Below are 2987 nucleotides of genomic sequence, written 5' to 3' on the forward strand. Positions count from 1 at the left end.
GGATGCGGGCCAGTAATTCGTCGAAATAATTGCCGCCGCCGTTTTGTTTCAGGCGCTCGTCGTCCATGGCAAAGCCTTTGATGATGTATTCGCGCAGCCGCTGGGTAGCCCAGATGCGAAACTGTGTGCCACGGTGGGATTTCACCCGGTAGCCAACGGAAATGATGACATCGAGGTTGAAGTAATCAACCTGATAGCTTTTGCCGTCAACGGCAGTTGTTGCAAATTTTGCAACAACTGATTCTCGCACCAGTTCGCCTTCATCAAAAATGTTCTTGATATGCCTGGAAATGACTGATTTGTCCCGCTGGAAGAGCTCTGCCAGCCGGTTGAGTGAAAGCCAGCAGGTCTCACCACGGAATGCCACTTCCAACCGAGTCTGCCCGTCCTCGGTCTGGTAGAGGAGTATATCGGCAGGTTCGGGTGGGTTTTTGTCCGGGATCATAAGCGTGCAACCTCCGTGTCGTTCAGCAGGGGGGTGACGCGCTTCTTGCCCGTGAGCAGGTCCTTCATCAGACCGGCCTGCATTCTAATCCCGTCGAATTCGACGGGTTTAAAATCGGGATTGTCGAGCTGTTCCCAAATACCCGGAAATTCTATGGTGTTACGGTTTCTGAGCCAATTCCGCACAAGGTCGTCCGTACACTCGGCGTTCTTATAGCGAGTAATATCTGTGATGCAAATGTAGTCATCCTCCTTCTGGGAAAGCACGGTGATGGCGGCGCCCTTTACTTCGATGGTGGTTTTTTTGTTTTTGTTCATTTCATACATCCCCCATTTTCTGTTTTTCCAGGAGGTCACGCCCTTTTTCAGTCACCCGGTACTTCTGTTTACTGCTACTCGGCTTATCGGGAACTGTCATTTCCAAAAACCCTGCCTTAATAAGTGGATTAAGAACCTGATTCCTGAACTTGGTGCGGTCTGTCCTTCCCGCAATTTCCATAAGTTCGGTTATTCCAGTATCAATCAGGCACTTATCCAACATTTCAACCTGGTGCCAACTTAGTGCCAACTTAGTGCCAGTGGGCATATTGGATGACACATTGGATGCATTTTCAGGAGATGCGCCAGACGTCATTTGAGTTGTGTGAGTCATTTTTGAGTCATTTGCCGGTGTTTTGATGTGTGAGTCACTTGAGTCATGAATGAGTCGTTTAGAGCCGAGGATGTAGTGGACGCTTCGCGCCGTGCCTTTGCGAATGAAAACACCTTTAGCTACCAGTTCAGCCAGATCGCGGATAGCAGTTGGGCGACTGGTCGAAACGGCCTGTTGATATACGGAGTTGGTAATAACTCCCTTTGTCTTGACTACGGCTACAGCTTTCCGCTGACGCTCGTTCAATTCCAATGATGCCATCACTTGTTCTGTTAGCCAGTCTCGCCATATCGTCACCCCAAACTCGCCCGGTTGTTGCCCGCTGAAACTTGGCTCCGGCAACTCATGCTTTACGCTTTCACGGATCATCATAAGCGTGCCGGTTCCATATTTCTCGATGTAGTGTGCAAGGTATAGAACTTCCGCGACACGAGGGTTTCGCAAGATAGAGCGGTGTGGCTTGCACAGGCTCTCCGGTGTAAGCGGCGGCAACAACTCGCCCGGATTCCACACCTCCACGCGGTCGGCGAATACCGACACCTGCACAACGGCAGCCGAGGCGTAGTCGCGATGTGCTACGGCATTGACGATTGCCTCTGCGATCACATCCTCCGTTAATTCGTATCGGACAGGCGCCTGTGGACCTTCGGCACGCGTTCCGACAGAACGGTTGACCTTGGACAGCACAAAGTCCACAGCCTGGTCAATCTGCTCTAACAAATTGCCTTTGAATATCCGGTAGAAGGGAGCAGGACGCTGGATTTGCGTACCGTGAAAGTGCATGCACCGGATCTCTGCATGTGGCATAAACTTCTGCGGGTTACGGCCAAATAGCAAAATAGCGGCATTCGATACCTTACCATCTGCAAGCAAGTGCAGATGAGTCAGAACATCAGGTATGGGTGTTCCCTGTGTCAGCGCGAACTGCCGCTCACTGCGTGCTCGGCCAACAAAAACTGCTACTGATCGATCATCTATGTCAGTCAAGGAGGCGTCATCACACCACCGCCCCTCATATGGCCGAGTCTGGATCATGCCCTGACGCTCAAGATATTCCACCAAACTTGCATACAAAGCCGTAGTCAATTCCGCCACATCGGTAAACCGTCGCCTGATCAATTGCCCACCGGCTTTATGGATCAGCGCCATCATTTTTGGATCCCGCCCGCCATCTTCCGTGCCCTTGACGAAAATCAATCGTGTTTTGCCACATGCAGTGGCATGATCAAATTCGCGCTCGGTTGGCGAGAGACATGTCGAATCAGTGCTGCCATATTCGTTCCCCAAGATTCCCATATAGATTGAGCAGCGCCCCACTTCTTCGAGATATACATCATCAGTGCGTCGGTCAGAAGCAGGCAAATCTTCAAACAGGAAGACATCAAAGAATTGATGAAGCAACGCATCCCTGCGAACATAATCACGGATAACACGGCGTTCCTCTGCAAACTCTTTTTGCACACTGCTGATAAAGATGCGAATCGGTCTCATACTTTCGCTCCCAGATACCCAAAGCCGCCCAAAAAGCCATCTGGAATTTTCAGGGTCCTGGTTCGTTCACTTTTGCCACACAGAATATCGGCGGACTTTAACAGGAAGTTTTCGAGTGGGAAGAGCGTGATTTTTTCAGTGTCCAATATTTATTCCTCTTACAGGATGTATTTTTATAATGGTGGAACAAAGTAGATATCGTTTATAATGAATTAAAAAGCTTTTTATAGTTTCTACCTGGCTCAGTTTTTAACAATTTCAATAGGTATAGGGGCTGTCTAGGAATTATTATCAGTATTGTTGTTAGACAGCCTCTTGGATTTGAAGTGGATACGATAAAACCATTAAATACAATCACATATATCGGGGAAACACCATACATATAGTTAAAGGAAGTAGA

The 2987-nt window shown here is 49.0% G+C and carries 2 protein-coding genes and 1 pseudogene; all 3 read right to left on the minus strand.

The window, feature by feature from the left end; genetic code table 11:
• A partial coding sequence (locus tag K8S19_13815) for a virulence RhuM family protein (GenBank protein MCD4814754.1) occupies positions 1-445 on the minus strand: 445 nt, incomplete at its 3' end.
• A gap of 68 nt (positions 446-513) precedes the next feature.
• A pseudogene (locus K8S19_13820) lies at positions 514-762 on the minus strand (KilA-N domain-containing protein).
• A gap of 1 nt (position 763) precedes the next feature.
• Positions 764-2587, minus strand: a complete 1824-nt coding sequence (locus K8S19_13825) for a DUF4062 domain-containing protein (protein MCD4814755.1) — start codon at positions 2585-2587, stop codon at positions 764-766.
• Positions 2588-2987 lie beyond the last annotated feature (400 nt).

It is taken from the genome of bacterium, assembly GCA_021108215.1.
In the GTDB taxonomy this organism is placed as follows: Bacteria; Oederibacteriota; JAAXVQ01; order JAAXVQ01; family JAUVAV01; genus JAIORK01.

Coding starts and splice junctions, on each gene's coding strand:
- K8S19_13825 (MCD4814755.1), bottom strand. CDS start 2,587: ATGAGACCGATTCGCATCTTTATCAGCAGTGTGCAAAAAGAGTTTGCA.